Source organism: Streptomyces sp. NPDC004752 (assembly GCF_053601275.1).
On the sequence record NZ_JBSGBN010000078.1, the window covers coordinates 21,052 to 47,159 of the forward strand.

The window sequence follows — 26,108 nt, forward strand, 5'->3', positions numbered from 1 at the left end:
CGCCTACGTTCCAAAAGACCGCCAGCGCCGCGCGGGATCCGGTCAATCCTTCCGGCTTCCGTGCGCCCCACGCCTCGGAGGTATTACAGTGCGCCCCACACTTCTCAGCCGACTCGCCCGGCTGATCGGACGGTTCGCCGTGTCCGGTCTGCTCATGGCGGCGGCCGGGACCACCGTCCTCGCCCAACCTGCCTCGGCCGCAGGCGGGTTGACCGAGGTCACCGGGTTCGGTTCCAACCCCGGCAATCTCTCCATGTACACATACGTCCCCGCGGGCCTGCCCGCCGGCGCCCCGCTCGTGGTCGCGATGCACGGCTGCACCCAAACGGCCAACGACTACTACGCGAACTCCGGTTGGACCAAGTTCGCCGACCAGTACGGCTTCGCGGTGGTGTTCCCGCAGACCAACTCGGCGAACAACATGACGTCCTGCTTCACCTGGTTCGACCCGGCCGACTCCACCCGCGACAAGGGCGAGGCCGCCTCCGTCACCCAGATGGTCACCAAGGCCGAGTCGCTGTACGGCTCCGACGCGAAACGCGTATATGTGACCGGCCTGTCTGCGGGCGGGGGCATGGCCGCGAACCTGCTCGCCGCGTATCCGGACGTGTTCGCGGGCGGCTCGATCGACTCCGGCCTGCCCGCGCAGTGTGCGACCAGCCTGCTCGGCGCGTCCAGCTGCCAGCTCGGAAGCCTGGGCCTCAGCCCGGCCCAGTGGGGCGACAAGGTCCGCGCCCAGTACCCCGGGCACACCGGACCGTGGCCGCGCGTCGCGATCTGGCAGGGTGCCTCGGACTTCACGGTCTACCCCGTCAACGCGACCGAGCTGCGCGACCAGTGGACCAATGTCCACGGCATCTCGCAGACCCCGTCCAGCACCGAGAACCTGCCCGGCGGCACCACGCTGACCAACTATGACGACGCGTCCGGACAGCCCGCCGTACAGCTCTACCAGATCAGCGGGATGGGCCACGGCCTCGCCGTCGACCCTGGCTCCGGCGCCGAGCAGTGCGGCAGCACGGCCGCGTACTTCCTCGACACCATCTGCTCCACCTACTACACGGCGAAGTTCTGGGGACTCGACAAGGACGGCACCACCGGACCGGGCGAGGGCGGTGAGAAGCTCCCCGCGCCGACCGGCCTCGCGGCCGGCTCGGCCACCGACACCTCGATCGCCCTGAGCTGGACCCCGGTCGAGGGTGCCGCGTCCTACCGCGTCCACCGGGGCGGCACTCAGGTCGGCACACCCACCGGCACCACATTCACCGACTCCGCCCTGACCCCGGCCACGACCTACACCTACACGGTCGCGGCGGTCGCCGCCGACGGCACCGTCGGCACGACCTCCTCGACCATCACGGCCACCACCACCGGCAACGCCCCGACCTGCACGAAGGCCACCAACTACGCCCACGTCACCGCGGGCCGGGCCCACACCAGCGGCGGCTCCACCTACGCCAACGGCTCCAACGAGAACATGGGCCTGTACAACACGTTCGTCAGCCATACCCTCAAGCAGACGTCGTCCGGCTACTACGTGGTGGCCGACTCCGGCTGCTGACCCAGTCGGTCACCCGTTCCCGACGCGCCGTCGTCTCCCCTGTCCTCTCAAGTCCTCCCCTGTGATCCAAACCGTCCGCCGCACCATGGCGCGATTTTCAACCGAGTGGTAGAAAAGTGCCGACGGTTCCGGACCAGAGGGTGGGAGAGGGCATGAGACAGCGGCGCGTCGGCCTGGCCGCGTCTAGTCCAGCTAGTCCAGCGGGATGGTCAGCACCTGCTGGAGAAAGAACCTCAGCGGGCTCACCAGATCCACTTCGTCGGGATTGGTCAGCCACTGGACCTGGAGCCCGTCCATGAGGGCGATGAAGCTCATGGCGGCCGTTCGCGGGTCGACTCCCTCCCGCAGATGCCCGCCTCGGGCCATGGCGGAGAAGGCGGAGTGCATGTAGTCACGCGCGTCCCGGTAGTGCCGGGTGAAGTAGTCGTGCGCCGGATGCTCGGGCGTGATCGCCTCGGCCGCCAGGCGAACGTACAGCTCGACGATGCCGGGGTGGCGCGCGTTGTGGGTCGCGAGAGCGAGAAGGTGGCGTACGCCACCGATGCCGACGGGTTCCCGGGGAAAACCACGGGCGTCGTCCTCCTCGTCGCGCCGCTCCAGCACGGCGGCGAGCAGCGCCTCCCGGTTGGGGAAGTAGTAGATCAGCGTGGCATGACTGATGCCGACCCGCTTCGCGATCTCCCGCAGCGATGCGCCGTGGTATCCGGCATCGGCGTACACGGACGCGGCCGCGGTGACGATCTCCTCACGACGCTGTCGGCCTTTGGCATAGGCGGGAGTGGTGCCCGCCGTGCGGGTCTCGGCAGGAGTCATGCGCCCATCATGCCCCAGCCCCGGCAGTGATCAGCGGTCGCGTCCCGCTGCCCCTCCCACCCCGGATCGGCAAGTCAGTGACGAGGAGAGAAGTGATGGCCGAGCCGGCCAGGAAGAAGACAGCCCCGGCCCGCGCACCGGTTCGCGCCACCGCGAACCGGCCCTGGCCGTCGCCCCGCCGCCTGCGTCTGCGTCTGCGCTGAATGCCTGAACCCGGCCCGCCCTTCCCGCCCCGTCTCCGCCGTCACATCCGAATCTGTCATTACCTCTGTATCCGCCCCTGCATCCACCTCTGCATCTATCTCTGTATCCACCTCTGTATCTGCGTCACGGACAGGAACGACACATGACCGACCTCCTCTACCGCGATCCCGCACTTCCCATTCCGGCACGGGTCGACGACCTGCTGGCGCGCATGACACTGCCGGAGAAGGTCGGGCAGATGCTCCAGCTCAACGCGAAGGACGGCGTCACCCATCTCATCGAGGACCTGCATGTCGGATCGATCCTGCACGCGTCGCCGAAACGCATCGTCCAGGCCATGGAGCTGGCCGAGGCCTCCCGCCTGGGCATCCCTCTGCTGATCGGCGAGGACTGCATCCACGGGCACTCCTTCTGGCCCGGCGCCACCATCTACCCCACCCAGCTGGGCATGGCCGCGTCCTGGGACCCGGAGCTGGTGGAGCGCGTCGCGCGCGCGAGCGCCGTCGAGATCTCCACCACCGGCGTCCACTGGACCTTCTCCCCCGTGCTGTGCATCACCCGCGATCTGCGCTGGGGACGGGTGGGCGAGACCTTCGGCGAGGACCCGTACCTGCTCGGCGAGTTCGGCTCCGCGATGGTGCGCGGATACCAGGGCGACGGCCTGGACGACCCCACCGCCGTCCTCGCCTGTGCCAAACACTTCGCCGGCTATTCCGAGACCCAGGGCGGCCGTGACGCGAGCGAGGCCGATCTCAGCCGCCGTAAGCTGCGCTCCTGGTTCCTGCCGCCCTTCGAACGCGTCGCGCGCGAGGGCTGCCGCACCTTCATGATCGGATACCAGTCGATCGACGGCGTCCCCATCACCATGAACCAGTGGCTGCTGCGTGAGGTCCTGCGCGACGAGTGGAACTACACGGGCACCCTCGTCACCGACTGGGACAACGTCGGCCGCATGGTGTGGGAGCAGCACGTGTGCGCCGACCACACCGAGGCCGCGGCACGGGCCGTGCGCGCGGGAAACGACCTCGTCATGACCACCCCGCAGTTCTTCGACGGCGCGCAGGACGCCGTGGCCCGCGGGCAGTTGACGGAGGCCGAGATCGACGCCGCCGTACGTCGCATCCTGACCCTGAAGTTCGAACTCGGGCTCTTCGAGAACCCGCGCCGGCCCGACCCCGCACGCCAGGCCGCCTCCATCGGTTCCTCCGATCACACCGCGCTGAACCTGGAGATGGCGCGCCGCAGCCTCGTCCTGCTCTCCAACGACGGCACGCTTCCGCTGCTCGACGAGGCGACGCCCGATGCCTCGGGGCGGGTCGCCGCCCCGGCCGGGGCCGCCCCGCGGCGCATCGCGGTGATCGGCCCCAACGCCGATGCGGTCGACGCACAACTCGGCGACTGGGCCGGTTCGTCCGGGCAGGCCGACTGGCTGCCGGACGGCCATCCGCGGCATTTGACTCAGACCGTCCTGGACGGTCTGAAGGCGGTCGTGCCCGCCGACTGGTCGGTCACCCATGCCCGTGGCTGCCACATCGCGGAGTTCGTGCCCGACCCGAACGGGCCGCTGCTGCCCGACGGGCAGCCCGCTCCGGACGTCGTCGTCCCCGCCCGGCCCGACCCGGTGCTGCTCCGTGCAGCCGTCGCCACCGCCGAGCAGTCCGATCTCGTCGTCGCCGTCGTCGGCGACACCATCGGCCTGATCGGTGAGACCCGTTCCACCGCCACCCTGGACCTGGTCGGCGGCCAGATCGAGTTGCTCGACGCCCTCGCGGCCACCGGCAAACCCATGGTCGTCGTGGTGATCAGCTCCAAGCCACAGGTGCTGCCGCCGTCGGCGGTCGACGCGGCAGCGCTCATCCAGGCGTTCAACCCGGGCATGCGCGGCGGACGCGCCATCGCGGAACTCCTCCTCGGCCTGATCGAGCCCAGTGGCCGCCTCCCGCTCACCATCCCGCGGCACGTCGGCCAACAGCCCGTGTACTACAACCAGATCCGCGGGCAGCACGGGGACCGCTATGCCGATCTGACGCAGGACCCGCTGTTCGCGTTCGGTGAAGGACTCGCGTACACCGACATCACCTACTCGGACCTGCGGATCCACACGCCGGAGGTCGGCCCCGGCGACGACGTGCGTGCGACGGTCACCCTCGCCAACACCGGCCACAGGCCCGCCCGCGAGACCGTCCAGATCTACATCCGCGACCTGGTCACCTCGGTGACCTGGGCCGACAAGGAACTCAAGGCCCATCGTCAGGTCGATCTGCGGCCCGGCGAGAAAGCCGACGTGGACATCGTTCTGCCCGCCGCCGCCTGCACCCTCGTCGCCGCGGACGGGCGCCGGGTCGTGGAACCCGGCTCGTTCGACCTCCTGGTCGGCTCCTCGTCCCGTGACCGCGACCTGCTGGTGGGGCGGTTCACGATCGGCTAGGCCGCCGGCCGGAGGCGAACCGGACGAGCATCGCGGCGTCGATGATTCCTCGCACATTTCGTCAGGTCCCTTGAGTTTCGGCGAGGCCGACCGGAAGTCGGCCGACTGGTACGGAAAGCCCGCCGAAACTCAGGCAACAAAGCCTTCCAAATACCCTGGCAAAGAAAAGAGAAAGATGCGGAATTGAGATTGCCAAGTCCCCTGATTCGCCTCTGACCAGCGGCGTTGTGAGGTGATACGCGGGGCCGTCCGGGCCGGGTGACTTCTGGGCAACCGGTATGGGCGGAGTCGGCTGATATCCGTTCGAAGAACGTTCAACTCGCTGTCTGCGCATGGGCTGTGTGTGGTCCTTAAGGTTCCTGTGGTTTTCGAATGAAGGGGCCTCATGGACACACCCTTGGCAATCCGGGCTCGCGGAATCACAAAGTGTTTCGGCGATGTCGTGGCGCTCGACGGCATCGATCTGGATGTGACGCAGGGTCAGATCCACGGCCTGGTGGGACCGAACGGCGCCGGCAAGACGACACTGCTCGGCCTCCTGCTGGGCCTCTCCGTCGCCGACGGCGGCACCCTCGACATCCTGGGTACGCCGGTCGGCCGGACGCTCGCCGTCCCCGACGGCGTCGCCGGTTTCGTGGACGGCCCCGGTCTCTACCCCGCGCTCACCGCCCGGCAGAACCTCGCCGCGCTGGCGGCCCTCCGCGGCCAGGACGCGCGAACCGCCGGGATCGACGACGCGCTGGACCAGGTCGGGCTCACCGATGTCGCCGACGACCGGGCCCGCGGCTTCTCCCTGGGCATGCGTCAGCGGCTCGGGCTCGCCGCGGCCCTGCTCACCAGGCCCCGACTGCTCGTGCTCGACGAACCGTCCAACGGTCTCGACCCGGCCGGCAAGAGACACGTACACGGTGTCCTGACCCAGCTCGCGGCCGACGGGACCAGCGTCGTGCTCTCCAGCCACCGCATGGACGACCTCGAAGCGCTGTGCTCCGAGGTCACCATTCTCACCACCGGGCGGGTGGTCTTCTCCGGTCCGCCCGGCAAGCTGGCCGCCGAGAACCGTGAACTCGACTACCGGCTGCTCACCTCCGACCCCGAGGCCGCCCGCCGGCTGGCCGCCGACACGGCCGGGATCCGGACCGTGGACGGCACCGGGCCCGCACGGCAGGACACCGGGGTGATCGTCGTGCGCGCGGCGGTGCCCGCCCTCGACGAACTGGTGGCGCGGCTCGTGCGGTCGGGCATCGCGTTGCGTGAACTCGCGCCCGTGGTCTCGCCGCTCGAGGCCGCGTTCCTGGCCCTCACCGAGCGGCAGACCGAACAGCGGGAGGGCGGCCGATGACCGCGACCCTCACCGACGGCCCGGCCACCGTCGCCCGCCGGATTCCGCTGACGCGCTGCTACCGCTTCGAACTGGTCAAGCTCGTCTCGCAGTGGCGGATCCGCCTGCTGGTACTCGCCTGCTGGAGCGCGCCCGCGCTCTTCGTGATGGCGGTGAGCCAACAGAGCACGCTGCCCACCGACACCCTCTTCGGCCGCTGGATGCACGCCACGGGATGGGCCGGAGCGCTGGTGATGCTCGGTTTCGCGGGCACCTGGGCGCTCCCGCTGCTGACCTCGGTGGTGGCCGGCGATGTGTTCGCCTCCGAGGACCGGCTGGGCACCTGGCGTCATCTGCTCGTGGCGGTCCGCTCCCCACGGCGGATCTTCGTGGCGAAGGCGCTGGCCGCCCTCACCGTCATGGTGCTGCTGGTGGCCGGGCTGGCCTGCTCCAGCGTGGTCGGCGGGCTGGTGTCGGTCGGCAACCGGCCGCTGGTCGGCCTCGACGGCCATCTGCTGACGCCGGGCGACGCCGCCGGCAAGGTCCTGCTCGCCTGGGTCTGCGCCCTCGCCCCGACACTGGCGCTCGCCGCGATCGGTCTGCTCGGGTCGGTCGTGCTGGGGCGGTCTCCGATGGGCTTGCTGCTGCCCGCGCTCGTCGCGCTCGTCATGCAGCTCGCCCAGATGCTGCCGCTGCCCGTCGCCGTACGTCTCGCCCTGCCCGGTTACGCGTTCATCTCCTGGAACGGGCTGTTCACCGATCCGGCGCAACTCGGTCCCCTCCTCGTCGGCATCGTCGTCAGCCTGGTGTGGGCCGTGACCGCCACGGCGCTGGCCTATGTGCTGTTCCTACGGCGGGACTTCACCAACCCGACGTATGACGGCTCGGGGCGCCGCGCGGTCACCGTCGGTGCCCTGCCGATGGTCGCGCTCCTGGCCGCGACGGTCGCGGTCCTCGCCCCGGCGACCGGGGCCACGGGCTCGGGGATCGAGCAGGCCAAGGTGCAGCGCTCGGTCGCCACGGCGTTCGCCCACCTCTATCGCCTGCAGACCGAGGAGCTCAACCGCCCCGCCGTCACCGAGGCGCAGCTGAAGGCCACGGCGGCCTGCACCAAGGGCGGCGTCCAGGACTCCTCCGCCCAGGGGTCGGGCAACGACTGGCGTTGCGTCGTCTCCTGGCATCTCCCCGACGTCGCGGCCACAGGCACGGCCGTCTATCAGCTCGACGTCACTCCAGACGGGCGGTTCGTCGCCGATGGCGACGGACCGAAGGAAGTAAATGGCTACTTCCTGGTGCGGACCCCGCAGGGCGACGCGCCGAACCCGCTATGGCAGTTCGACGGCAACGTCGAACTGCCGGCCGACACCCCGAAGGGATAACTTCCATGCAGGTATCACGCCGTAGGCGTGTCGAGAAGGACCGTTCCGGCCTTCTCGGTAGAAACATCGGCCGCCGCACCCCCCTGGTGACCGCCGGCATCACCGCCATGGGCCTCCTCGCCGCCGGTACCGCCTTCGCCCAGACCCGCCAGTTCGGCACCGACCAGGTCGGCCAGACCACCCCCCAGGGCCAGGTCGTCTCCGGCAACCAGTACATCGATCCGTACGGTGACCACACGGTCATCAACAACGGCAAGATCATGTCGTCCACGGTCAGCCCGGACGGCACCCACCTCGCAGCCTCGGTCACCGATGGCGACTCGGCGCTGGTCATCGTGGATCTGAAGACCCGGCAGGTGGTGCAGCGCGTCGGCAACTCCGCGACCGTGGACCTGAAGATCACCGGCAAGGACGTGGGCCAGGAGGGCCCCACGTACTCGCCCGACGGCAAGCAGCTGTGGCTGGGCCGGACCAACGGCTACACCAAGTTCACCGTGAACGCCGACGGCACCCTCGCCAACCCGGTGAGCGTCTCGATCCCGGCGGACGGTCCCCGGCACGCGCTGGCGAGCGCGGCCGTCTTCTCCGCCGACGGCGCCACCGTGTACGCGGCGGTCAACGGCCAGAACCGGGTCGTCGCCATCGACACATCGACCGGCACCATCAAGCAGAGCTGGGCCACCGGTAACGCCCCGCGCGGGATGGTCCAGGTCGGCTCCAAGCTGTACGTCAGCAACGAGGGCGGGCGTCCGGCCGAGCCGGGCGACACCACCATCAACTCGTACAACACCCAGGTGCCGGCGGACCCGAAGACCGGGGCCACCACCACCGGCACGGTCAGCGTCATCGACCTGGCGGATCCGGCTGTCGCCCCCCTGAGCATCACCGTCGGTCTGCACCCGACCGCGCTGTACGCCAAGGACGGGGCGGTGTTCGTCACCAACACCGGCACCAACGACGTGTCGGTCATCAGCACCGCCACCAACAAGGTCGTGCAGACCATCGCCACCCAGCCGTGGCCGGAGGCTTCGGTCGGCTACGAGCCGAACGCGGTGACGCTCACCGATGACGGTCACCTGCTGGTGACGCTGGGCCGCGCCAACGCGGTCGCCGTCTACACGTACACGAGCCCGCAGGAGCCGGTCGGTTATGTCGGCCTGCTCCCGACGGACTACTTCCCGTCGGAGATCACATCCGTCGGCAAGCAGATCGTCGTCTCCAACACCCGCGGTATCGACGCCCGCCGTCCCACCACCAACGCCGGGCACGGCACCCACGACACGACGTCGAGCCTGCAGTACTTCACGCTGCCGAGCGACAAGGTCATCAAGTCCGAGACGGCCAAGGTCTTCCAGCAGAACGGCTGGACCAACGGCTCGGTCAAGCTGGCCCGGGGCAAGAGGGCGAAGGCCGTGCCCGTACCGGGCCGGATCGGTGACCCCTCGACGATCAAGCACGTCTTCCTGATCGTCAAGGAGAACCGGACCTACGACCAGGTCTTCGGTGACATACCGCGGGGCAACGGCGACCCGTCGCTGGCCCAGTTCGGCGAGAACGTGACGCCGAACCAGCACGCTCTGGCCGAGCAGTTCGGGCTGTACGACAACACGTACGACATCGGCACGAACTCCGCCGAGGGCCACAACTGGCTGATGCAGGCCGACAACCCGGAGTACACCGAGTCCTCGGCCGGCGAGTACCTGCGCAGCTACGACACCGAGGACGATGCCCTCGGCCACCAGCGGACCGGTTTCATCTGGTCCGGGGCGCAGGACGCCGGCAAGTCCGTGCGGAACTTCGGCGAGTTCCACCAGTTCCTGTCCAAGCCGGCGGGCGCGAGCTGGCAGAACCTCTACTGCGACGCCAAGAACATGGCGGCGACGGGGCAGGACACCGCCTACAAGCTGACCTCGTCCTCGCCGATCCCGTCGCTCAACAGCGTCTCGGTGCCCGGATTCCCGAAGTTCGACACCAGCGTCCCGGACGTCTACCGGTCCGAGATCTGGAAGAAGGACTTCGAGCAGAACGGTCCGGCGAACCTGAACATGTTCTGGCTCTCCAGCGACCACACCGGTGGCCCGGTGAACTCGGCGTCCCAGGTCGCGGACAACGACCTGGCGACCGGCAGGATCGTCGACGAGATCTCGCACAGCAAGTACTGGAAGGACTCGGCGATCTTCGTCGTCGAGGACGACTCCCAGGCCGGCCAGGACCACGTCGACGGCCACCGTGCCCCGGTCCAGATCATCAGCCCCTGGGCCCAGCACGGACAGGTCGACAGCCACTACTACTCCCAGATCAACATGGTCCGGACCATCGAGCAGATCCTCGGGATCAAGCCGATGAACCAGAAGGACAGCGCGGCCACCCCGATGAGTGCGGCGTTCACCAAGACCCCGGACTACACGCCGTTCACCGCCCTGCCCAACCGGATCTCGCTGACCAACGGTCTGGCCACACAGCCTTCCTGCGGCCCGGACGTCCCGGCGCCGCAGAACCCCGACGCGGCGGCCGTGCCGTCGGCGAAGGTCCCGGCGGACAAGCAGTCGATCGAGGCGAAGTGGCAGGACTGGCAGTCGCACCAGCGACTGACCGGGTCCAACGCCGTTCCCGACTTCGCGAACCCCGCGCAGATGAACCACTTCACCTGGTACCAGACGTACGGGTACACGAAGCCGTACCCCGGCGAGCACAGGATCTACGCGCCGAAGGACGTGCCCGGCGCCTACATCCCGTCGTCGGAGTCCGACGGCTGACCCAGTCCCCTCGCGTCCTGGGCCCCTGGCCGACGTCACCGTCGGCCGGGGGCCCTTGGCGAGCGACAAACGACAACAGGCCCCAGGCGTACGGCAGTTTCCCGCCCGGCCACCGTGAACCGACTTCTTGAGCCGCGCTCATCCTGCGGGCCGACTCCCCCCGTCCGACTGTGCGAGGAGGCGCCGGAGCCAGCGGGTGCGGGCGGCGCGCGCGTCCTGGCTGAGGGCCGCCCGCGGTGCCACACTGTCGAAGCCGTGATAAGCACCGGGCCACACGTGCAGTTCGGCCTGGCCGCCCGCCTGCCAGATCGCATTCGCGTAGGCCACGTCCTCGTCCCGGAACATCTCGGCCGATCCGACCTCGACATACGCCGGGGGCAGCCCGGAAAGGTCCGTGGCACGGGCGGGGGCCGCATAGGGCGGCAGGTCCTCAGCGCCGTACCGGTCGCCCAGCAGTGCCTTCCACGCCGTCGCGTTGGAGGTGCGGTCCCACAGGCCGAGGCCCGTCATCTGATGGCCGGAGAAGGTGTTGTCGCGGTCGTCGAGCATCGGGCACAGCAGCAGTTGCCCCAGTGGCACGGGACCGCCGCGGTCACGGGTCAGCAGGGCGAGGGCCGCGGCGAGCCCGCCGCCGGCACTCTTGCCTCCGACGATGATGCGGTCCGCGTCGATGTCCAGTTCGGCCGCGTGTCCGGCCGCCCAGACGAATCCGGCGTAGCAGTCCTCCAACGGGCCCGGGTAGCGAGCACCCGGCGCCAACCTGTACTCGACCGAGACGACGGCCAGTTCCAGCGGCAGGGCCCACTCCCGAAGAATCCGTGGCAGCACGGACCAGGCGTTGCCCATGATCATTGCGCCGCCGTGCAGGTAGTACAGCAGCGGCAACGGCCCGGTGAGCCCGGCGGGCCGCGCGCTCACCAGCGTGACGTCCGGACCGTCCGCGGGGCCCGGCACGCACAGCTCCGCCACCTCGAAACGGCCGTCCGCGCAAAGGGTTTCGGCCGTCGGCCGGGGCCGGGCCGCGGCATCCCGTGCTCGCCGAACCTCAAGATTTTCCGGGGTGACCGGCTCCCTGGGCCCGTTGCCCATGACCGCGAGCGCGGCGCTCAGTTCGGGATCGAGCGGGGGCACGGCCTTCGGCGCCGGGACACGGCCGGACGCCGACGGTGTACGACGGGCGGTCATGGCCTGCCCCCGGGGAGTGCTCGCGTGAAGTCCATACGGCGTAGCCAATCACCCCGCCCGGCGACCCCCCGCGGCTCAAACCCGCACCGCCAACCGTGTGGCCTGCGAGGCGGGCGGACTCGCAGGCCCGGCAGGTCAGTTGACGAGGAAGAGCCGCACCTCGGCGGTCTTGGTCCGGGGGAAGGAGAAGTCGAAGTTGGTCCGGGTCCCCCAGCCGCATGCGTCCGCGGTCCGGGTCTGCCCGTTGCCCCCGTCGGCGCTGACGAACGCGCAGTCCCCGTCCGCGCGGGTGTCTTCGAGCCAGCCGTAGACTTTCAGGGTGCTGCCGGAACAACTCAGTGTCCAATGCGCCTTCGCTCCCGGAATCACGGGGGAGGCGGTGGACGGGCACGAGGCCGCGGCAGCCGGGCTCGCGGCGGTGAGCGAGAGTCCGGCAGCGAGCGCGGCCGCGGACAGGGCGGAGGCAAGTTTCCTGATCACGACCGCATGAATAGCGGCCCGACGAGCCGTCCGGTGCAGGAAAGTGCTCTTCGATCAACCGAGTGAGTGAACGGATTCACCGCAGGAACGATCCGCTGCGTGACCTGCACCTGTGCCGAACTGGTCACCTCCGGGGCCACAGCAGCGGAGAACCTCCCGCCCGGCCCACGGCCCGCGGCCCACCGCACCGAGTTCACCGGTGTACGACGCTGCGCTCCCGCCTCGGGCCGCGCGAACCCCTCACCCACCGGTCCGCGGCGCGCAGGCGGTCGGCAGGCTGACCGTTCCGGCGCCGCCTGGCCCGTCCGCCGCCCGCCGGTCCCGCACGTTCCGTAGCTCCTCGGCCACCGGCCGCGCTGCCACGGCATCCCGACTCGAAGTGCTCCCCGGGGCTCCCACGGGGACAATGAGGTGGTCCCCGGACCCTGTGAGGTGGTGGCGATGCCCGCATGGCATCTACGCGACTATCACGACGACGATCTCGACCAGGCCGTCCAGATCTGGGACCAGAGCCGCCGCGCCGACGAGGACCGGGTGTTTCCGATCTCCGAAGTGATGGCCGCGGCCAAGACCGGCCAGACGGCGGTGGTCGCGGCGGTCGGCGAGGAACTGGTGGGCATGGCCGTGGCTCAGGCGCACGGAAAACGGGCGTGGATCCTGCTGGTGGCGCTCGCCTCCCGGTGGCGCAAGCGGGGCATCGGCAGCGCCCTCCTCGCCGAGCTGGAACGGCGGCTCAGGGCCATGGGCATCCGCCACATCAGCGCGCTGCTGCCCGCCCACGCGGCCGGGACGAAGGCGCTGGAGAACTCCGGCTACCAGTCCCGCGAGGGCCTGACCTACTACGAGAAACTCGAACCGCCCGGGGCCGCGAACGTCGACGTCCTCGCCGCTCTCGGCGGCCGTATGCTGCCCGATGGGCTCTGGGACGCCATGGCCGGCATGGAGCGCGAGAAACTGGTCGTCGAACGCCGTGTCGTGCTGCCGCTGACGAAGCCGACGCTCGCCGACCGCTACGGTGTCGTACCGCCCAAGGCGGTCATCCTGTTCGGCCCGCCCGGCACCGGTAAGACCAGCTTCGCCAAAGCGGTGGCCTCGCGGCTCAACTGGCCGTTCGTGGAGCTCTTCCCGTCCCGGCTCGCGGCCGACACGAGCGAGGGACTCGCCGCGGCGCTGCGGGAGGTTTTCGCGGACCTGGCGGAACTGGACTCGGTGCTGCTCTTCATAGACGAGGTCGAGGAGATCGCCGGCGCCCGGTCCGGCAAGGCGGTGGATCCCGGGCACGGGGTGACCAACGAGTTGCTGAAACTCATCCCCGGCTTCCGTGAGCACGACGAACGGCTGCTGGTCTGCGCCACCAATTCCGTACGCTCGCTCGACGCGGCTTTCCTGCGGCCGGGCCGGTTCGACTACGTCATTCCCATCGGCCCGCCCGACCCCACCGCCCGCGCGGCGATCTGGACCCGCTATCTGGGCACCGCCGGCGGCTCGGTGGACGTGACCCAACTGGTCGGGGCCAGTGAGCTGTTCACCCCGGCGGACATCGAGTTCGCCGCGCGCAAGGGCGCGCAGGCCGCATTCGAACGCGAGGTCACCGATCCCCAGGGCCGGCCGGCCACGACCGAGGACTATCTGACGGCCATCGCCGACACCCGACCGACGCTCACCGCGAGGGCGGTCGAGCAGTTCACCGAGGACATCCAGCGGTACAGCCGCCTCTGAGTCCGGTCCGTCGGACCGCGAGGCCGACGACATCGCCTTTCCTGCGTTCAACTCGCCGCTGTCCACGCCCCGTTGACGAGCAACGGTGTTTCGGAGCGCCACTGACGGCCCGTCAGACACCGAATGCGGCGGGGTACCTGATCGTGCCGGTGGGGATGGCGCGGGTGTCATCGAGGGCCAGGGCCATCATGGCCTCGTCGGGTGCCTCGAACGGCGCTCGGATGCCGAAGCGGGAGGCGGGTGTGAAGCCGAACCGCGGGTAGTAGGTGGGGTGTCCGAGCACGAGGACGAGGTTTTCTCCCCTGGCCCGGGCGGTGTCGAGGGCGGCGCGGACGGCGGCGGAGCCGACACCGGCGCGCTGTACGGACGGCAGCACCGCGCAGGGGGCGAGGGCGAGCGCGGGCTCGGTGTCGACGTGGCAGCGGGTGAGCAGGGCGTGCCCGACCGGAGTGCCGTCGGCGGCGGTGGTGACCATGGACAGGCCGTCGATCCACGCCTGGGGGTCGGCGCGCAGGGCGTCGACGAGGTCGGCCTCACCGGCGGTGGGGAAGGCCGCGAGGACGATGTCACGGATGGCGGTGATGTCGCCGGTGGTCTCGGGGCGGGTGGTCCAGGTGGTCATGGCCCTTCCGTTCTAGCCGGCGTGTCTGTGGTCGAGGATCGTCCTGGCGGGCACCGCGCGGGGCAGCGTTCCCCGCGAAGGTCTCGATCTCCGGCTGCCGCAGGGCCGACACCACATGGCCGCGGCGGGCGCGCCACCGCGCAGGATAGCGCGGGTCTTCTGACCTGGCGCACCCGACCGGGCGGGGCGCCCCGTCATCGGTGGCCCGCGGTGGCGGCGACGGCGCAGAGGATCGCGAGGCCGAGCAGGCCGACGGAGCCGCCGGGTGCCGCCGGGTGCTGTACCAGGAGCACCGGCCCGTGTCGGCCGCGCCGGGCGGTCCGCGTGATGCCTCTGTCCTACCGGCGTCTCCCGTTGCCCCCGCACGATGCCCGGTACACGATGCCCAGCCGATTATGTACATTTGTACAAGTCGTCTGGCGCCCGTCATGCTCCCCGGAGCCGCGCCTCCTGTTCGTTCACTGCGGAGACTCTGCCCGATGGACCTCGCCATGCGCCGACGACGTCGGTCACTGTTCGTCTTCTTCTTCATCCCCGGCATCGCCATGTCGTCATGGGTGACACGGACCCCGGACGTGCGGGACCGGCTGGGCGCCTCCACGGCCGAGATGGGGCTCGTGCTGTTCGGCCTCTCGGTCGGCTCCATGCTCGGCATCCTCTGCTCCGGCCGACTGGTCGCCCGTTACGGCAGCAGGCCCGTCATCGGACTGGGCACCTCCCTGGTGATCGCCAGCACGGCCGTCATAGCGGCGGGCAGCTTCCTGTCCTCGGCCGCCGTCGTCGCCGCGGGGCTCTTCACGTTCGGCGCGGGCATGGGATCGGGCGAGGTCGCGGTCAACATCGACGGCGCGGACGTCGAACGGGCCACCCGGAGCACCGTGCTGCCGACCCTGCACGGATTCTTCAGCCTCGGCACGGTCATCGGCGCGGTCGCGGGCATGGCCGCCACGGCGGGACGGTTTCCCACCCACTGGCATCTCGCGGTGACCACGCTCGTGTCCGCCGTGGCGTTCGGGTACGCGTACCGTGCCGTGCCCGCGGGTGTCGGACGCAGCGAGGCCCTGTCCACCCGTTCCGCGGGCCGCTCCTCCAGTCGGCTGTGGCGGGAGTCCAAGCTGCTGCTGATCGGCCTCATCGTCCTGGCCATGGCCCTCGCGGAGGGTGCGGCCAACGACTGGCTGCCGCTGCTGATGGTCGACGGACACGGGCTCGACCCGGCGCTGGGCTCCCTCGTCTACGCCGGTTTCGCCGCGGCGATGACCCTGGGGCGTTTCGGCGGCGCCGTGTTCGTGGACCGGTTCGGTCGAGGCGCCGTGGTCCGGGCCAGCGCCTTGTCCGCGTCCATGGGGCTCGTCCTGGTGATCTTCTCCGACAGCGCCGTGCTCGCCGGAACGGCCGTACTGCTGTGGGGACTCGGCGCCTCGCTCGGGTTCCCGCTGACGCTGTCCGCGGCGGGCGACTCCGGCCCGGACCAGACGGCACGGGTGAGCCTCGTGGCGACCGTCGGATATGTCGCGTTCCTCGTCGGGCCTCCCAGCCTCGGATTCCTGGGCGACCACTTCGGCCTGCGCACCGCCATGATCGCCGTGTTGGCCTGCACCATGGCGGCCGTCCTCATCGCCCCCGCCGTCAACACCCCCCGCGCCGCCGGGCCCTCGGGCTCCCCCCTGGCGCCGCCGGTCGACGCCGCCGCTTCCCCCGCGGAATCCGAACGGACGGGCCCGCAGGGCCAGTCGGGCGGCTGAGCGGCTTCTAGCACCGGCGGCGACCATACCGTCGGACCCCGTTTCGCCGACGGGGTCCCCGGATCCGGCGAAGGTCACGCGTCGCACGCAACCCACCCGGCCGCGCACCGTTGTTCCGGGCATGAAACTTCACCCACGAGCCGGTTTGCTGTTGGGCTGCGGCCTCGCGGTGACCGGCGCGGCCCTGGCACCCGTGGTCGTCGCCGCCGACGCCCCCGCGGCCCCCCGGGACTCCTATGTCGAGACCACGTTGTACTTCGGGACCGAACGGCCCGGCGGCGGCAGACCGGTGACCGAAGCGGAGTTCCAGCGGTTCCTCGACACCCGGGTCACACCGCGCTTCCCGGACGGACTGACCGTGGACGAGGGGCGCGGCCAGTACCGGGACCGATACGGGGTGATCGAGAAGGAGCGCTCCTACCAGGTGATCGTCCTCTACCCGACCCGTACCGGGTCGGCGGCCGACGCACAGCTCGAAACCATTCGGCGTCTGTACGAGGAGACCTTCCAGCAGGAGTCGGTCGGCCGCGTCGACGAGGCCGTCCACGCCTCTTTCGACTGACCGTGCTCCGCTCTGCCCGCCGGTGTCCGTCCGGGCGGCCGTCCCGGGTGGACACCACCCATCCCGAGCCGATGGAGTGCGCGCGGACCACCGCCGTACCCCTGTCCCGTGAACGGCGGCCCGGCCGTCCGCCGTGCGGCCCGGCATCCGCGAAGGTGACGCAGGCGACGCCCCGGCACCGAGGAACGGTCCGGGATCTCCGCGATCCGGTCCGGCTCCGCCGTCGCGGTGGGCGTCGGGGCACTCCTTCCAGGTAGTGGTCCGCCGGAAGGCGACACGGCGGCATGCGGTCCGGCGGCGAGGGCTCGCGCCGACGGCTGCGGCAACGCCGTGACCTGGCCGCGCGAGGGGCGCGGGCGGGTGGCCGGATCGGGCGCCGACCAGGGGTGCGGGTCCGGCCGAGCCCTGCCGCCGCCCGCCGCGGCCCGGTTCCCCCGGTTGCGGGGACAGCGGCCGGCGCCTAGGGCGAGGGGTCTGCCGGGTGGTGGTGTCCTGTGCTCGGGATGCGTGCGCGCGGCCCGGGCCGGCGCCGCCATCGGCCCTGCCCGCGGCTCCGCCGCCGGAACCCACCGCAGGGGTGGGGCTGCGCCGATCGGACGCACCGGACGGTCGCGCCGTCGGCCGATTGTGCCGGTTAGTCCATCGAGCCGAACGCGTCGGTGGCGAACACCGGTCCGCGCCGTCTCCCATGTTTCCATCGCCCCAGGAGGCTTTTGTCATGGCTGACGAGCGACAACGAGATCCCCGGTCCCGACCATCCGCGTCCCGGCCCGGAGTGCCCGACGCGGCCACCGCGGTGTCCGTCCGCACCGAGGTGCCGGCCTGCGCCCGCGCTCTGTCCGCCCCGGCTCGACACCATGGTCCGCACCGGTGCCCTGACGGCCGCCGTGGCGCCGTTGCCGACGCCCGGCCGGACCGCCTCCGAAACGGGCACCGCCGTCTGCGTCGGCCTCCGGTCGGCCGCGGAAGCGTCACGCCGAGCGGTGCTGATCGCCGATGAGGTCCGGGCCGCCTCCGGGATCCGCGACGCGGCAAAGTCGCACTCGCCGAAGCGGCCCACCGCCTGCCCCAGGACCGCATCTCCTCCTCGTCCACTCCTGGACCTCCGGAGACACCGTCGGGCTCGCCGTGGGCCTCCGTCAGCCGTGGACATCACCAACGTCGTACCACTTGCCCCAAGGAGCCATCCGATGACCGGGAACGATGAGACCATCACCTGCCCGTTCGACTTCAGTGACGCCCTGGACTTCGACCCCGTGCTCGCGGACCTGATGGGTCGCGACAAGCCCGTGCGGATCCGGCTTCCGCACGGCGATGCCGATGCCTGGCTGATCACCGGCTTCGACTCGGTCAAGCAGGTGACCACCGACCACCGGTTCAGCCGGGCGGGCATCATGGGCCGCGACTACCCCAGGATGACGCCTGAGCCCATCGTCTCGCCCGAGTCGATCAACGTGATGGACCCGCCGCAGAGCAGCCGGGTCCGGCACCTGGCCTCGCAGGCGTTCACCCAGCAGCACGTCGAGAACATGCGGCCCCGGATCATCCGGCTCGCGGATCAGCTGCTGGACGACATGGAGAGGCAGGGGCCGCCGGCCGACCTGGTCCAGCACCTGTCCGACCCGCTTCCCCAGCAGACCGTCCTCGACCTGATCGGCATCGAACGGGAGGAATGGCCGCGGATCCAGAAGTCCCTGCACCAACTGCTCGTCGTGGGCGCGGGCAACAAGGAGACAGCCGCCAACGCCAAGGCCGAGTTGACGGCCTACTTCGCCGAACTCGTCGAGCAGCGCCGGAAGTCACCAGGTACGGACATCATCAGCGCGATGGCCGCGGCCCGGGAGGGTCAGGAGCAGCTCGACGACAGGGAACTGGCGGTCATGACGCTGGTGCTGGCGCTCAGCGGCCAGGACACGGCGACCTGCGAGATCAGCGACATCATGTTCCTGCTTCTCACTCGCCCCGAACTGATGGAACACGTCAGGAACCGGCCCGAGAAACTGACCGATGTCCTGCACGAGTTGCTCCGCTACATCCCGTTCCGCAAGGGCGTCGGGATTCCCCGGGTGGCGCTTGAGGACGTGGAACTCGACGGTGTGCTGATCCGCGCGGGAGACTTCGTCCACGTGTCGTATCTGACGGCCAACCGCGAGGCGGAGCGCTACCCGAATCCACACGTCATCGACGTGGACCGGCCGAACGCGCCTCATATGACGTTCGGTTGGGGTGGACACCGGTGCATCGCGATGCCGTTGGGCATGGCGGAACTCGAAGTGGCCATCGGGCGGCTCCTGGAGCGTTTCCCCGGGCTCCGGCTCGCGGTGGCGCCGCAGGAGGTGAAGTGGGACACGGCGACGATCCGCCGGTTCCCGCTGGAACTGCCGGTGGCTTGGTAGGAGACAGCTCGGACGGTCCCGTGCGGCGGGCCGTGGTCGGCGGCAGCGATCGGCCTCTCCTCCGCGGGCAGGATGTGCCCCGTCCCGCCCGCGGTCCCGGGCCTCACCGAGGCAGCACGATGAGATGAAGCGACGGCGGTCAGCGGCCCGGAGAACGACGCTCGCCCCTTCGTCGGTGTACGCCGCTCTCAGCACGGTCGGGCCGCCGAACGCCGTCATCGTCTCGGGCAGGGGTGGCGCCGTGGTCATGGGACGGGCGGGCCGGTGATGAGGTGTCCCTCGGCGTCATACGGCCAGACGTTGGGGACGCAGCCGTGCATGCCCTTGATCTGCTGCATCATCGCGGGGGCCGGTTTCCCCTTTCCCGGGCAGGTGACGTGGCCGTGGCCGAGGAAGTGGCCCACCTCGTGGTTGATGATGAGGGCCCGGTAGGCGGTGACGTCGTCCGCGTAGACGGGGGTCGCCAGTTCCCAGCGTTTCAGGTTGACCATGACGTTGCGCTCGACGCTGCAGTTGACCTCGCCGCCGGTGTCGAGGCCGTACTGTCCGCAGATGTCGTCGACGGTTCCCGGGGTGGCAATCCGGACCGCGAAGTCGGTGGGGCCGCCGGCGACCCGCTGGAACGCCGAGTGCCCGTCTGCCGTCCAGCCGCGCGGATCGCTGAGGATGCGCTCCACCTCCTCGGCGGCGTCGGCGGCGGACACCCCGCTGCCGTTCTCCACCTCGACCCGGTAGCGCAGCACCTTTCCCGTGCCCGTCCTCGCGCTCTGGCCGGACGCGATGACGAACGTACCCGGGCCCTTGCTGGGGATGGCGGATCCGGAAGGGCGGGCGGACGCACGGTGCTCGGCGGGGGCGCTCGACGTGCCCGTGGCGCTCGGTGTCGGTGCCGACGGTTCGGGGGAACGCCGGGCCGGTGGGGTCCGCTCGGCGCGTACACCGGATTCGCCTGCCGCCGTCGGGTCTTTCGCGTCGGACGGCGGCCACACCACCACCGCGCAACCAGCGGCCGCGAGGGCCACCAACACGGCCAGCCCGCCCGCCAGTTGCTTCCCCTGCCGCTTCCCACGCCTGCTCCCGCGCCGCTTCCCGCTCCGCGCGGCGGCGTGCGCGGAGCCGCTCCGACGGCGGCGGGAACCGGGGGACTTTCCTTGGTACGCAGTCACAATCGTTCACGGTGTGACCGCAATGTGATCGACCCTGGCTCAATTCATAACGGATCGATAACACTCGATCTTGAGTGCGTTTATATGATCAACCCGTAACAATTTTCCGGGCGGACGGATGGCAATACCGATACTGGGCCCATGGCACGTGTACTGCTGATCGAAGACGACCGAGCCGTCCGCGAGGGCGTCACCCTGGCCCTGCGTCGGCAGAGCCATGACATCGTCGCCGCCGGGACCGGGGAGGAGGGGCTGGACCGGCTGCGGTCCTTCCGGCCGGACATCGTCGTCCTCGATCTGATGCTGCCCGGTATGACGGGGCTGGAGGTGTGCCGCGGTATCCGGGCCGTCGACCAGACGCTGCCGATCATCATGGCGACCGCGCGGGGCGGCGAGGTGGACATCGTCGTCGGTCTGGAAGCGGGCGCCGACGACTACGTGGTCAAGCCCGTGCAGGCGCGGGTCCTCGACGCGCGTATCCGCGCCGTTCTGCGCCGGGCCGGCGGGACATCCGCCGGCACCGCTCTACCGAAGATCGACACCTACGGCGACCTGGCCATCGACCGGGCCGGGCTCGGCGTCACGCTGAGCGGCGTGCCGATACCGCTCGCCCCCTCCGAGAGGCGGCTGCTGCTCACCCTCTCCGCCTCACCCGGCCAGGTGTTCAGCCGGCAGCAGCTGCTGGAGGCGGTCTGGGAGCACGACTACCACGGCGACGCCCGCCTGGTGGACGCCTGTGTCAAACGGCTGCGCACCAAGCTGGACGAGCCGCCGCGCGCACCCCGCTACATCCACACCGTGCGCGGTTTCGGCTACCGCTTCGCCGCCCGGTGAAGACGCATCGGCTGCGCGGCCTGCGCCCACGCCTGGTGGTGGGCTTCGGACTCGTCGCCACCGTCGCCGCCACCACGACGGGTGCCCTCACCTTCCGGGAGGCGCGCACCGGGGTGCTCCAGCAGAGTCAGGACGCCGTGATCAGGCAGCTGCGGACCCAGGTCAGCCAGCGCGCCCCCGCACTCGGCTTTCCCCCCGACCGGTCGGCGTTGCAGCGGTTCGCGTCCGATGTGGCGGCCACCGAAGCGCAGGGGCACTGGCGTGTGCTGGTCACGTTCCGGGATCTGAGCGCGCCCTCCGTCCCCGGCGATCGCTTCGAAGAGCTGACTCCGGCCGTCCGGGAGGCCGTCGGATCCAGCCGGGCCACCGTCTTCCAGCGGGTGCGCAGGGACGGGCGTACCTCGCTGGTCGTCGGCATGTCCGTGACCTTCGACGCCCGGGACGCAGGGCAGCCGCCGTCCGGGGTCCAGGTGTTCCTCGTCGTCGCGCTGACCACCGAGCAGGCGTATGTGGACGCCCTGGTCACCGCTGTCGAACGGGCCCTGGTACCGGCCCTCGTCCTCGCCGTGGCGCTCGCCCTGCTGGCCGCCCGTGGAGTGCTGCTGCCGGTGCGGGCGCTGCGGCACGCCACCCGCAGCATCGCCCAGGGCCGTCTCGACACGCGGCTCGCGGTCAACGGCTCCGACGAACTCGCCGATCTGTCGCACACGTTCAACGAGACGGCCGCCGCGCTGGAGGCGTCGGTGGCGGAGTTGCGGGAGATGGAGGCCCGGGCCCGCCGCTTCGCCGCGGATGTCTCGCACGAACTGCGCACTCCGCTGGCCGCCATGTCGGCGGTCACGGACGTGCTGGACGAGGACGCCGCCGGGCTGGATCCGGACACGGCCACCGCGGTACGGCTGATCAGCGAGGAGACCGTGAAACTCGCCCGCCTCGTGGACGACTTGATGGAGATGTCCCGGTTCGACGCGGGCGCGGTGGTCCTGCACCTGGACGAGATCGATCTCGCCGAGTCGGTCCGGCGTACGCTCGCCGCCCGCGGCTGGTCCGACTCGGTGGCGACGGATCTGCCGGCGCCCGACGCGCTGCGCGGACGCGTCGACCCGCGCCGCCTCGATGTGGTCGTCGCCAATCTGGTCGGCAACGCGCTGCGACACGGCGCCCGTCCCGTGCGGGTACGCCTGCACGCGCGCGATACGGCCGGGGGCGAGCGCCTCGCGGTCATCGAAGTACGGGACAGCGGGCCCGGTATCCCCGACGACGTACTGCCGCATGTGTTCGAGCGGTTCTACAAGTCGGACGGCGCCAGGGCCCGTTCCGAGGGCAGCGGGCTCGGTCTGTCGATCACCGCCGAGAACGTCCGGATGCACGGCGGCACCATCCACGCGGCGAACCATCCCGCGAAGGGCGCCGTTTTCACCGTGGAACTCCCGCTGCGGCGGGACGATCCGGCCCAGGAGAACCTGTCATGAAGGCCGCCCACCGACTCGCGCTGCTGACCGTGCCGGCCCTCTTCGGGCTCTGCGCCTGCGGGATTCCCGCGACCGGGGTGGTGGAGGCCGGCGGTCCGGCGAGCGGGATCGTACCGGTGACGCCGGTGTACTTCGTCCGGGACGGGGCGCTCGTCGCCGTGGAGCGCCCGACCGCCCGGCCCGGGGACGCCGGGGCGGCCCTGGAGATGCTCTTCGCCGGCCCGACGCCCGCGGAGGCGGTCGGGAACCTCTCCACCGAAGTGCCCGGAACACCGACCGCCGCGCTCATGCCCCCGGGGGGCGCGCTCCTGTCCCCGGCCACCGCCTACCCAGGAACCGAGAAGAGCGCGGCGGACGGCACGACCGTGTCGGTGAAGGGCGACGCGCTCGCGATCCGGCTGCCCGCCGACTTCGGCAGGTTGTCCCGGCTTGCGACACGGCAGCTGATCTGTACGGCGGCCGCGGCGCACCGCATCGGCGAGCCGTCCGCCGATACGGTGACGGTCACCCTGTCCTCCGGCAGCGGATGGCGGGCCGAGGGAACGGACGAGAACTGCCCCGGCGCGTGAGGGCGGATCCGCGCCGGGCGCCCGCTCGGTCAGGTGGTCTCCTCCGGGTCGGAGGCGGGGAGCGCGGAACGGGGGAACGGTACGCGGGCCGGATCGGGGGGCTCGACGGGATCCGGGAGAGCGATGCGCTCGGCGGGGTCCGGGAGGGCGACGTGGTCGACGAGCCCCTCCAGGCGGCCGGTACCGCGGTGCAGTGCCCGCTGGCGGTCGGCGGCGCCGCCCTCGTCGGCGAACCGGTCCAGCCAGGCGTTCACCAACGCCCGGTCGTCGAGGTCCGGGAGATGAGGCCGCAGCAGGCGGCGCGCCGTCTCGATCTGTTGCACGACCGGGGTCGGCGCGGGGGCCGAGCCGCTGATCAGGTCCAGCAGATCTCCGGTGACCCCTTCACGCGCCGCCTGCCAGCAGGCGGCGACGAGCACGTCCTGCTCCAATCGCGGCGGGTGGACGCCCGCCCGGACCGCGGCACGGGCCCGTACGACCACGGCCCGCACCACAAGGGCGTAGGCCACCGTCTCGGCCACGGTCGGCAGCACGTCGGCGACGCGGACCTCGACGGTCGGCACATGCCGCGAAGGGCGGGCGTACCAGTAGACCATCGCCGGATCAAGGGCCGCGCCGCTGGCCACGAGGGTCGAAACGAGCTCCTCGTAGTGCTCGGCAGAGCGCAGCACGGGAGGCGGGCCGGCCGTGGGCCATCGGCGCCAGAGCATGGTGCGCCAGCTCGCGTACCCGGTGTCGGCGCCGTTCCAGTAGGGCGAGTTGGCGGTCAGCGCCAGCAGCAGCGGCAGCCAGGGCCGCAGATGGTTGACGACGGCGACGGCGGTGGCCAGATCCGGCACTCCTACATGCACATGACAGGAACATACGCCTTGGTCCCGCACGAGCGGCCCGAAACGCCGCTGGATACGGAGATACCGCGGGTGTTCGCGCAGCGGCGGTATCTCCGGAGGATCGTCCTCACCTCCCGGTCCGGTACGCCCGATCGGCGAGGTTCCCGAGGCGAGCAGCAGACAGTCCCGCTCCCCCGCGGCCCGCGCGGCTGCCCCGCGCAGCTGCGTGAGTTCCCCGCGGAGCTGGGCCGCGGTACCGCATACGCCGCTGACCGTCTCGACCATCGCCTCAGAGATCTCCGGCACCAGGTGCTCGGCCCCGAGCCGCCTCCGGCCGACCTCCAGCACCTGACTGCCCCGCCCCACGGGCCGGTACGCCTTCCGGTCGAGGAGCAGGAACTCCTCCTCGACACCCAGCGTGACCGTCCCGCGTAAACCCTCTGATCCCGAGCTGTCCACCCAGCCTCCCCATCGTCGGCACACGGCGCGGTCGGCACCGTATGGTGTACGTCGGTGACTCAGTGCTACCCGCGGCGGGCACGGCTCACGACTGTTCGGGAACTCAGGTGTCAGGCGCTGATCGCCACCCGGTCCCAGAACCAGTAGAGGCTGATGATCACGACGGGCACGGTCAGGGCCGGCAGGACCCAGCGGTGGACCGGTGAACGGCGCAGCAGAAGCAGCAGCGGGAAGACCACGACGACGATACCCAACTGCACCGCCTCGATGCCGACGTTGAAGCTGAGGAGCGACAACAGCAGTTCCCAGGACCAGCGTTCGCCGATGCCCAGCGATCCCGCGAAGCCCAGGCCGTGCACGAGGCCGAAGACGAAGACGGTGGGCAGTCGCCAGCGGGCATTGTCCGTGCGGTCGCGCAGCAGGAGACCCGCGATTGCGACGACGGCGATGGACGCGGCGATCAGCGGCTCCACCAGCCCCGCGGGCACGTCGACTACACCGCACGCGGCCAGCAGGAACGTGATGCTGTGCGCGGCGGTGAACGCGGTCGCGGTGAGCGCGATGTCACGCAGGCCGCGCGCCCCGATGAGCAGGGAGAGCAGGAAGAGGATGTGGTCGAGGCCGAACAGCAGATGCTCGGTGCCGAGCAGGAAGAACTCCCGGACCTGGTGGGACTCCTGCCGCGGTGTCGCGACGGCGGTCACGGAGGGTTCGGTGGCGGTGAGGATCTGCGAGCCCCGCCGACCGTCGATGTCATAGTGCACGATCGTCCTCGTGCTGTGCACAAAGCTCTCGGCGTCCGGGAACAGCGCGCTGGAGATGGTGACCGGCCCGGTGGCGCCGGCCGGGCAGGTGAAGGCGAAAGTGAGCACGGCGTAGGGGCGTTCGCCGCGGGTGCGGAGGTCCGCGTCGCCCACGGTGCGGGCCGGGCACGCCGCGTCGCCCCGGGTGATCACGAAGCGCCCGGTGACGTACTCGGACACCGCGTCCGCGTTCAGCTTGAGCTGGCGCAGTTGCTCGGCGCGGCCCTTCGCGTCGTACGCCTCGGCGTACAACCAGGCCGACTTCATCAGCAGGTCGTATTCGAGGTCGAGGACGGCCTCGGGGCGGGCCGCACTGCCGTCGACCTCGGCGTAGGCGGTCGAGGTGGCGTCGTGCGCGGCGGCGGGTGCCGCCTGGAGCAGGCCGGCGCCGAGCAGCGCGGCCAGGGCGGCGAGCACGGTGAGCACGGTGATCAGGGCGCCGCGCGGCCGACCGGGTCGCGGCGCGGGAGCGGACTCAGGAGCGAGACCCGACCCAGGAGCGAGACCGGATTCACGAGCGAGACCGGTCTCAGGAGCGGAAGCGGGAGGAAGAGTGGGGGTGGTTGTGGGATGCATGGCGGGCTCGGTTCTCGTGGCTGATGAGTACGGCGGTGACCGTGGTCGTGATCCGGAGGGTGAGGGACGGTGTGGGCCCGCCGCCCCGGACCGCGCCGGGGCGGGGGGGGGGGCGGTGGCGGGGGCGGGGGGGGGGGTGGGCGGGGCGGGGGCGCCCGGCCGGGCGTGGTCCGTCCCGCCCTTCGTGGTCCGGGTCGACGGCGGCGGCCGGGCCGGGGGCGGGCCGCA

19 protein-coding genes are annotated in these 26,108 nt (G+C 70.8%); 12 read left to right on the forward strand and 7 right to left on the reverse strand.

From position 1 onward, the window contains the following. Window positions 1–88: 88 nt before the first annotated feature. On the forward strand, window positions 89–1,561 hold the full coding sequence (locus tag ACWEKM_RS28635) for an extracellular catalytic domain type 1 short-chain-length polyhydroxyalkanoate depolymerase (RefSeq protein ID WP_451624132.1): 1,473 nt from the start codon (window positions 89–91) through the stop codon (window positions 1,559–1,561). 192 nt (window positions 1,562–1,753) lie between these two features. Here ACWEKM_RS28635 and ACWEKM_RS28640 read toward each other — a convergent pair whose 3' ends face one another. After that, window positions 1,754–2,374: a TetR/AcrR family transcriptional regulator gene (locus tag ACWEKM_RS28640; protein ID WP_451624133.1), complete on the reverse strand. Its 621-nt coding sequence runs from the start codon at window positions 2,372–2,374 to the stop codon at window positions 1,754–1,756. 346 nt (window positions 2,375–2,720) lie between these two features. Here ACWEKM_RS28640 and ACWEKM_RS28645 point away from each other — a divergent pair, with 346 nt between their 5' ends. The 4 genes from ACWEKM_RS28645 to ACWEKM_RS28660 all read left to right on the forward strand — a co-directional run bounded on the left by ACWEKM_RS28645 (window position 2,721) and on the right by ACWEKM_RS28660 (window position 10,462). Further along, the gene (locus tag ACWEKM_RS28645) at window positions 2,721–5,006 is read left to right on the forward strand and encodes an exo-beta-d-1,3/1,6-glucosidase (RefSeq protein WP_451624134.1); all 2,286 of its coding nucleotides are present in this window, start codon (window positions 2,721–2,723) and stop codon (window positions 5,004–5,006) included. Window positions 5,007–5,391: 385 nt separating this feature from the next. Continuing rightward, window positions 5,392–6,348: an ABC transporter ATP-binding protein gene (locus tag ACWEKM_RS28650; RefSeq protein ID WP_451624135.1), complete on the forward strand. Its 957-nt coding sequence runs from the start codon at window positions 5,392–5,394 to the stop codon at window positions 6,346–6,348. After that, window positions 6,345–7,706, forward strand: a complete 1,362-nt coding sequence (locus tag ACWEKM_RS28655; protein ID WP_451624136.1) for an ABC transporter permease — start codon at window positions 6,345–6,347, stop codon at window positions 7,704–7,706. The genes ACWEKM_RS28650 and ACWEKM_RS28655 overlap by 4 nt, the downstream gene beginning before the upstream one ends. Before the next feature lie 5 nt (window positions 7,707–7,711). Then, window positions 7,712–10,462 carry an alkaline phosphatase family protein gene (locus tag ACWEKM_RS28660; protein WP_451624137.1) on the forward strand — a complete coding sequence of 917 codons (2,751 nt, stop codon included), beginning with the start codon at window positions 7,712–7,714 and terminating at the stop codon, window positions 10,460–10,462. A 138-nt stretch (window positions 10,463–10,600) separates the two neighbouring features. On the opposite strand, the gene ACWEKM_RS28665 is transcribed toward ACWEKM_RS28660, so the two are convergent. Next, window positions 10,601–11,647 (reverse strand): alpha/beta hydrolase, encoded by a 1,047-nt coding sequence (locus ACWEKM_RS28665; RefSeq protein WP_451624138.1) that lies wholly within the window; start codon window positions 11,645–11,647, stop codon window positions 10,601–10,603. A 135-nt stretch (window positions 11,648–11,782) separates the two neighbouring features. Continuing rightward, entirely contained in the window at window positions 11,783–12,127 is a 345-nt protein-coding gene (locus ACWEKM_RS28670) for a hypothetical protein (protein WP_451624139.1), read from the reverse strand. Between the two features lie 432 nt (window positions 12,128–12,559). Between ACWEKM_RS28670 and ACWEKM_RS28675 the strand changes: the two genes are divergently transcribed. Next, window positions 12,560–13,846 (forward strand): ATP-binding protein, encoded by a 1,287-nt coding sequence (locus tag ACWEKM_RS28675; protein WP_451624152.1) that lies wholly within the window; start codon window positions 12,560–12,562, stop codon window positions 13,844–13,846. Between the two features lie 112 nt (window positions 13,847–13,958). Here ACWEKM_RS28675 and ACWEKM_RS28680 read toward each other — a convergent pair whose 3' ends face one another. Beyond that, complete coding sequence (locus tag ACWEKM_RS28680; RefSeq protein ID WP_451624140.1) at window positions 13,959–14,468, reverse strand: GNAT family N-acetyltransferase; 510 nt, start codon at window positions 14,466–14,468, stop codon at window positions 13,959–13,961. Between the two features lie 479 nt (window positions 14,469–14,947). Between ACWEKM_RS28680 and ACWEKM_RS28685 the strand changes: the two genes are divergently transcribed. The 3 genes from ACWEKM_RS28685 to ACWEKM_RS28695 all read left to right on the forward strand — a co-directional run bounded on the left by ACWEKM_RS28685 (window position 14,948) and on the right by ACWEKM_RS28695 (window position 19,171). After that, a complete protein-coding gene (locus ACWEKM_RS28685; protein ID WP_451624141.1) occupies window positions 14,948–16,213 on the forward strand; it encodes an MFS transporter in 1,266 nt (421 codons plus the stop codon). A gap of 121 nt (window positions 16,214–16,334) precedes the next feature. After that, window positions 16,335–16,775 (forward strand): DUF3574 domain-containing protein, encoded by a 441-nt coding sequence (locus ACWEKM_RS28690; RefSeq protein ID WP_451624142.1) that lies wholly within the window; start codon window positions 16,335–16,337, stop codon window positions 16,773–16,775. Window positions 16,776–17,965: 1,190 nt separating this feature from the next. Next, window positions 17,966–19,171 (forward strand): cytochrome P450, encoded by a 1,206-nt coding sequence (locus tag ACWEKM_RS28695; RefSeq protein ID WP_451624143.1) that lies wholly within the window; start codon window positions 17,966–17,968, stop codon window positions 19,169–19,171. A gap of 245 nt (window positions 19,172–19,416) precedes the next feature. Here ACWEKM_RS28695 and ACWEKM_RS28700 read toward each other — a convergent pair whose 3' ends face one another. Beyond that, complete coding sequence (locus ACWEKM_RS28700; protein WP_451624144.1) at window positions 19,417–20,337, reverse strand: DUF3152 domain-containing protein; 921 nt, start codon at window positions 20,335–20,337, stop codon at window positions 19,417–19,419. 141 nt (window positions 20,338–20,478) lie between these two features. On the opposite strand from ACWEKM_RS28700, the gene ACWEKM_RS28705 reads away from it, so the two are divergent. The 3 genes from ACWEKM_RS28705 to ACWEKM_RS28715 are packed head-to-tail and all read left to right on the forward strand — an operon-like array spanning window position 20,479 to window position 23,212. Beyond that, entirely contained in the window at window positions 20,479–21,171 is a 693-nt protein-coding gene (locus ACWEKM_RS28705) for a response regulator (RefSeq protein WP_451624145.1), read from the forward strand. Next, window positions 21,168–22,643, forward strand: a complete 1,476-nt coding sequence (locus tag ACWEKM_RS28710; RefSeq protein ID WP_451624146.1) for a sensor histidine kinase — start codon at window positions 21,168–21,170, stop codon at window positions 22,641–22,643. Before ACWEKM_RS28705 ends, ACWEKM_RS28710 begins: the two co-directional genes overlap by 4 nt. Then, window positions 22,640–23,212, forward strand: a complete 573-nt coding sequence (locus ACWEKM_RS28715) for a hypothetical protein (RefSeq protein ID WP_451624147.1) — start codon at window positions 22,640–22,642, stop codon at window positions 23,210–23,212. The genes ACWEKM_RS28710 and ACWEKM_RS28715 overlap by 4 nt, the downstream gene beginning before the upstream one ends. 29 nt (window positions 23,213–23,241) lie before the next feature. Here the strand turns inward: ACWEKM_RS28715 and ACWEKM_RS28720 are convergent, their stop codons facing one another. Together ACWEKM_RS28720 and ACWEKM_RS28725 are read right to left on the reverse strand one after the other, a co-directional pair. Next, on the reverse strand, window positions 23,242–24,501 hold the full coding sequence (locus ACWEKM_RS28720; RefSeq protein ID WP_451624148.1) for a carboxylate-amine ligase: 1,260 nt from the start codon (window positions 24,499–24,501) through the stop codon (window positions 23,242–23,244). A 110-nt stretch (window positions 24,502–24,611) separates the two neighbouring features. Beyond that, on the reverse strand, window positions 24,612–25,721 hold the full coding sequence (locus ACWEKM_RS28725) for a HupE/UreJ family protein (protein ID WP_451624149.1): 1,110 nt from the start codon (window positions 25,719–25,721) through the stop codon (window positions 24,612–24,614). Window positions 25,722–26,108: the final 387 nt, after the last annotated feature.